Source organism: Pseudomonas sp. GW821-FHT02H06, assembly GCF_059421525.1.
The window spans coordinates 1-5,624 of sequence record NZ_JBWKVD010000022.1 but is presented as its reverse complement, the minus strand read 5'-3'; the positions used below and the strand labels follow the sequence as shown (position 1 = coordinate 5,624).

The following is a 5,624-nucleotide window of genomic DNA, read 5'->3' as shown; positions in this document are numbered from 1 at the left end:
TCCCACGGGATAGTGGATTCACTCGATATTTGGGTCGGTTCGCTGGGACTGTGGGAGTGAGCTTGCTCACGAAGAGGCAGGAACAGCCGTTACATCTTCAGTGCCTGAACTGCCGTCTTCGCGAGCAAGCTCGCTCCCACAGGTAGTAGCGCGCTCTACTTACGCCCCAAATCCTGCAACCAGTCATTCATGTTTCCCGGCAGCAGCAGTTCATGCCGGGCGCGGGAGCTGGCGGTGTAGAGCAGTGAGCACACGCTGGCCAGTGAATGCGTCGAGCCCTCGCGCGGTGGGCGCATGAGGTCGCGGGAGAGCAGCACGGAGTCGAATTCCTGGTTCTTCACGTCTTCGACTTTCGCCAGTTTGAGGATGGCGGCCGGGTCGTTGCAGAACCGCTGGGTGGTGTCGAGGAAGTCCTGCAGGCGGTTGCCCTGGCCGAGCCACTCATGCATCGCCTTGAATTCGTGGCTGCCGCCCATGGCCGAGGCCAGCGCGTCCCAATAGGCAAACCGGAAGATCAGCCGGTGCTGCGGGCGCAGGTCTTCGCGGTAGAGCAGGTCCAGGCCTTTTACGAACAGCGTGAGGCTTTCAAAGGTGCGCAGGGGCATTTGAAAGCGCGCGCCGGCTTCGGTCAGGCGCTTGAACCAGGCAAACAGGCCCCATTCGTTGGCGACCAGAATCGTCGTGGGTTTTTCCGGAATCGGCATGATGCCGTGGCCAATGATCCGCGTCGGGTGCGGCGCGCGGCCGACGAAACCTTCCTTGATGTCGCTGGGGTGCAATTGAATCATCGGATTGAGCACGTCGGCCATTTGCTTGCCGGCGCGGATCGACTGGGTCATGAAACGCTGGCGAATGAAGCCGCCGTGGCGCGGGGTCTTGCCGCTGAGCTGCTGAAATTCGTCGCCCAACGTAATGACCGCCTGGGGACTGCGGTCGAGGATCTGCACCATCGGCGCCGTCAGTTCGTGGCTTTCGTCGATGATGATGTGGCTGTAGTTCTCGGGGATGACTTCGTTGGTCAGCGCCAGGAACTTGATCCGGTGGCTGTTGCGGATCGGCAGACGAATATGCGGCGCCGAGGGCCTGACCGTCTCGCGCCAGAGCAGGCGGCTGTATTCCAGCAGCAGAGCGATGTCCGCCTGACTCGCCGCGTGGCCCAACGACGGCAAGTGCCGCGCCTCGATATTCGCCAGCGGCGACAGGCTGAAACTGTGCACGGTGCTGCGGCAGACCCGCGCCACGTCACGGGGCTGCAGCTTGCCCACCGCCTGCAAATTCAGCCACTGCGCCACTTGCCGGTCATCGACCAGCGAGCTGGCGCCGGTGCGCTGAGTGTCGTTGTTGCGCCAGCCGCGAGCGGTCAGGTCGCGGTTAAGCAGCAGGTTGGCCATGTGGCCGAAGGTGCAGGCGTTGATCCGCGCGTCGGGGTTGGCCTGACGCACCCGCGCCTGAAGCGCGCTCACCTGCCCCGGAAAGGTCGCCATGAGCAAGGTCTTTTCCGGAACCAGGACCTCGAAGAACTTCGCCAGCAGGTACGTCTTGCCCACCCCGGCATAGGCCTGCAAATGGAACGACTCTTCGTTGCAGACCTTGAACTCGTCGAAGATCCGGCTCTGCTGATCGCTCAGGCGCAGGACGTCGCCGGACGGCATCACGATCTCGCGGGTCAGTGGCTCCAGTTTGGCGCGATGACGCTGGCCAAAACCGAAGTCCCACTGCCCCTCCCCGTCGAGGTAATCCTGCTGCTCGATATCAGCGTCGTCGAGCAGACTGACTCCGGCAATTTCAAGCACCGAGAGCCCTGCGGCCAGATGGTCGGCGGTGAACCTGCCCCGCACCAGATCGGCAAATCGACCGCCGGCTTCTTCAACGGAAGCGGCTGCGCGCAGGACATCATCGAGCATGCGTTCGAGCTGTTCGACGGCGGTGTTTTGCGCGACCAGTGCGTTGAGATTGAGCAGCAGCATCAGCGCAGCGAGTTGCGGCCGGCCCGCTTGACTCAGGAAATCGTCCAGCAATTCGCCAGCGGCCAGGCCTTTGCACACCTCTTCGGTCAGGGGCAGAAACAACGACGGCGGGGGCGCGAAGGCAGCGGGTGATCTCATTGCGGGCGTCAGGTCCTGAGCGGCGCGTGGGCGCGGGCAGTCAAAAAGGAGCACAGCTTACTCCTGCCGCCCGATCACCGCCCACTTGCGTGTCGCCGTTACCACGCACGGCCCGTAAGACCGCCGCCTGAATCGGGCCTCACACTCGGCTCTGCTGCTCACCCGCCATGCCGGCGCGGGTGTGTTCGGAGCCGCCTTCCGCGACCATCTGTCCGCGGCTTTCAATCCACATCACCAGCGGCGTTTTGTCAGAGCCGTTTTCAGCGACTTTCGGCGCGAGCTGGAAGCAGGCGCCGTCGTCGGCGCCGGTGTGCTGTAGCGCTGCGTTGGCGTGCACGGCGAAACCGGCGAGTGCGAAAGCAACGGCGGACAGGGTGGTCTTGATCGGTGTCATGGTGTGATCCTCATGAAATCTTCAACGGTAATGAGCGAACCGGGCGGCCGGTGACACGTCACCTGCCCCGAGCCCGGACTCAGTTGTCCTGCGGGCAGTTCTGGGCAACAGTCTGGTAGTTCAGGGTCTGTTGCTGACCCTGGGAATCGAGGTAGCGCAGATGGGCGTTGACCACGCCGCAGGTCGGGGTTGAGTCGACTTCGGTGGACAGGGCCTTGGCGATATCCAGGTGGTCGCCGTACATGTAAGTGTGAGCTTGGGCGACGGGCTGGGCGTGTGCAGTCAGGGCGCCGAGGCTCAGGGCGGCAAACAGGGTGGCGATGCTGAGGTTCTTCCAGTTCATGATGTTCTCCGGTATCCAAGGTTGTTCGGTTGGGGTTCGAGGCGGTGTGTGTCTGTCGTCTCGATGGGTCCCATTGAACGCCCCGCAGGTATCTCGCTTGTGTCGCGAACGGCCGGAAAATCATCCTTACGTGTCAGCGCCCGCTGCAGATACACAGCGATACATTCGCGCCGAAAAAACCGTCTTTTGCATGCGCATGTATGCCCGGCAGCGCCAGATACAGTGGAATACAAACCCCGGCAGGCAAGTCACGCGCGACTGGTTAAGATGCGCCACACACATGAATACGGGAGCTGGGGCAATGGAGCACGTCGATCACATTCTGATTGTCGATGACGATCGCGAGATTCGAGAGCTGGTGGGCAATTACCTGAAGAAGAACGGTCTGCGCACCACCGTGGTGGCGGATGGCAGGCAGATGCGTTCGTTTCTGGAATCGACGCCCGTCGACCTGATCGTGCTCGACATCATGATGCCGGGCGACGATGGCCTGCTGCTGTGCCGCGAGCTGCGCACCGGCAAGCACAAGACCACCCCCGTGCTGATGCTCACCGCCCGCAGCGACGAAACCGACCGCATCATTGGCCTGGAAATGGGCGCCGACGACTACTTGGTGAAACCCTTCGCCGCCCGCGAACTGCTGGCGCGGATCAACGCCGTGCTGCGCCGCACCCGCATGCTGCCGCCGAACCTGATCGTCACCGAAGCCGGTCGTATGCTGGCGTTCGGCAAATGGAAACTGGACACCACCGCCCGCCACTTGCTCGACGCCCAAGGCACGGTCGTTACCCTCAGCGGCGCTGAATACCGCCTGCTGCGCACCTTCCTCGATCACCCGCAGCGGGTCTTGAGCCGCGATCAGTTGCTGAACCTGACCCAGGGCCGTGACGCCGATCTGTTCGATCGCTCCATCGACCTGCTGGTCAGCCGTCTGCGTCAGCGCCTGGCCGACGACGCCCGTGACCCGGCCTACATCAAGACCGTGCGCAACGAGGGCTACGTGTTCACCTACGCCGTGGAAATTCTCGGGGAAAGCCCATGAAGCTGAGCGTCGGATGGCCGCGCACCCTGGCGTCACGGCTCTCGCTGATTTTTCTGATCAGCCTGGTGCTGGCCCACGGGTTGTCGTTCGGCCTGCAATTCTATGAGCGCTATGAAAGCGCGATGACCACGATGCTCGGCAATATGGAGCGCGACCTCAGCACCACGGTCGCCGTGCTCGAGCGCCTGCCGGCCGACGAGCGTCAGGCCTGGCTGCCACGCTTCGAACACCCGACCTACGGCTACATCCTCGGTGCCGGCCAGACCGGGACGCCGGTGGACATGGACAAGGCGCCGATGTCAGTGCATTCGATGCAGGAAAGCCTCGGTCACGATTACGAACTGACGTTCAATAACATCGCCGACAGCCGCCCGCACTATCAGGCGCATCTGACGCTGAAGGACGGCAATCCGCTGACGATTGACGTGCGCCCGCAGATCACCCCGCTGTCGCCCTGGCTGCCTTTGTTGTTGATTGGCCAACTCGTGCTGCTGTTTGTCTGCACCTGGCTGGCCGTACGCACGGCCATTCGCCCGCTGACGCGCCTGTCCCACGCGGTCGACAACCTCGACCCGAACGGAGAAGGCATTCGCCTGGATGAAAACGGCCCGACCGAAGTGGCCTTCGCCGCCGTGGCGTTCAACACCATGCAGCAGCGGATTTCGACCTACGTGAAGGAACGCATGCAGCTGCTGGCGGCGATCTCCCACGACCTGCAAACCCCGATCACCCGCATGAAACTGCGCGCCGAGTTCATGGACGATGGCGTCGAGAAAGACAAGCTGTGGAGCGACCTGAGCGAGATGCAGCACCTGGTCCAGGAAGGCGTCGCGTATGCGCGCAGCATGGACACCTCCACCGAAACAGCGCGGCGCGTGGACATGGATTCATTCCTCGACAGCCTGGTGTTCGACTATCAAGACGTGGGCCGCGACGTGCAGCTGAACGGCAAGACTGGCGCCGTCATCGACACCCGCCCCCACGCCCTGCGCCGGGTGCTGGTCAACCTGACCGACAACGCGTTGAAATTCGGTGGAGCGGCAGAGATCCAGGTCATCGCCCACCCCGACCAGAGCCTCTCGCTCCAGGTGCTCGACCGCGGGCCGGGAATTGCCGAAGGGGAATTGTCCGAGGTCATCAAACCTTTTTACCGCGTGGAAAGCTCACGCAACCGCGATACGGGGGGGACAGGGCTGGGTCTCGCGATTGCACAGCAATTGACGATCGCGTTAGGTGGAACGTTGACCCTGACCAACCGCGAAGGCGGCGGCTTGTGCGCGCAATTGAAGCTGCCCGCGCGGTTGGCGACGGGGGTGGTGAAGATCACGGATCTCTAAGGGGTGGTGACGAGGATCATCCCTAGTGGGACCGGCTTCAGCCGGGATTGGACGCCGAGCGTCCGGAGCGGCGTTACCACGCAGAGCGTGGGAACGATCGGAGTCATGGACGCACGCTGCGACCGTCTGACTATTTGTCGAACGATACAACCATAATTTCTCCATTCTCAGGGTTCACCAGATAACTCACCCCATTCCAGTTACCTGCAATCAGATCGTCATTCTGACCTATGTAGATATTCACATACGGCTTGTCTTCTTGAGTGCCATGGGGGCTTTCTTCTATCTGCCAGAGAACTTTGCCCTCATGGCTAACTCCATAAACGTGTAGTGGTCAACTAATTCCGGACACCTCGATAGGTGGTTTCAAGGCCATCGTCCGTTCGTAAACGGTCGGTGGCAG

At 62.2% G+C, this 5,624-nt stretch carries 5 protein-coding genes and 1 pseudogene; 2 read left to right on the top strand and 4 right to left on the bottom strand.

Annotated features, from left to right (window positions below):
- Positions 1 to 155: 155 nt before the first annotated feature.
- The 3 genes from AC07VF_RS24410 to AC07VF_RS24400 all read right to left on the bottom strand — a co-directional run bounded on the left by AC07VF_RS24410 (position 156) and on the right by AC07VF_RS24400 (position 2,842).
- The gene (locus AC07VF_RS24410; protein ID WP_495009831.1) at positions 156 to 2,105 is read right to left on the bottom strand and encodes an AAA family ATPase; all 1,950 of its coding nucleotides are present in this window, start codon (positions 2,103 to 2,105) and stop codon (positions 156 to 158) included.
- A gap of 139 nt (positions 2,106 to 2,244) precedes the next feature.
- Complete coding sequence (locus AC07VF_RS24405; RefSeq protein ID WP_495009830.1) at positions 2,245 to 2,499, bottom strand: hypothetical protein; 255 nt, start codon at positions 2,497 to 2,499, stop codon at positions 2,245 to 2,247.
- 79 nt (positions 2,500 to 2,578) lie between these two features.
- The gene (locus AC07VF_RS24400) at positions 2,579 to 2,842 is read right to left on the bottom strand and encodes a DUF2790 domain-containing protein (protein ID WP_495009829.1); all 264 of its coding nucleotides are present in this window, start codon (positions 2,840 to 2,842) and stop codon (positions 2,579 to 2,581) included.
- A 301-nt stretch (positions 2,843 to 3,143) separates the two neighbouring features.
- Here AC07VF_RS24400 and AC07VF_RS24395 point away from each other — a divergent pair, with 301 nt between their 5' ends.
- The gene (locus AC07VF_RS24395) at positions 3,144 to 3,884 is read left to right on the top strand and encodes a response regulator (RefSeq protein WP_192175111.1); all 741 of its coding nucleotides are present in this window, start codon (positions 3,144 to 3,146) and stop codon (positions 3,882 to 3,884) included.
- Positions 3,881 to 5,221, top strand: coding sequence for an ATP-binding protein (locus AC07VF_RS24390; protein WP_495009828.1), 1,341 nt, complete (start codon positions 3,881 to 3,883; stop codon positions 5,219 to 5,221). Before AC07VF_RS24395 ends, AC07VF_RS24390 begins: the two co-directional genes overlap by 4 nt.
- A gap of 130 nt (positions 5,222 to 5,351) precedes the next feature.
- On the opposite strand, the pseudogene AC07VF_RS24385 reads toward AC07VF_RS24390, so the two are convergent.
- Positions 5,352 to 5,534: pseudogene (locus tag AC07VF_RS24385) on the bottom strand (DUF7957 family protein); the annotation flags it as partial.
- Between the last annotated feature and the right edge of the window lie 90 nt (positions 5,535 to 5,624).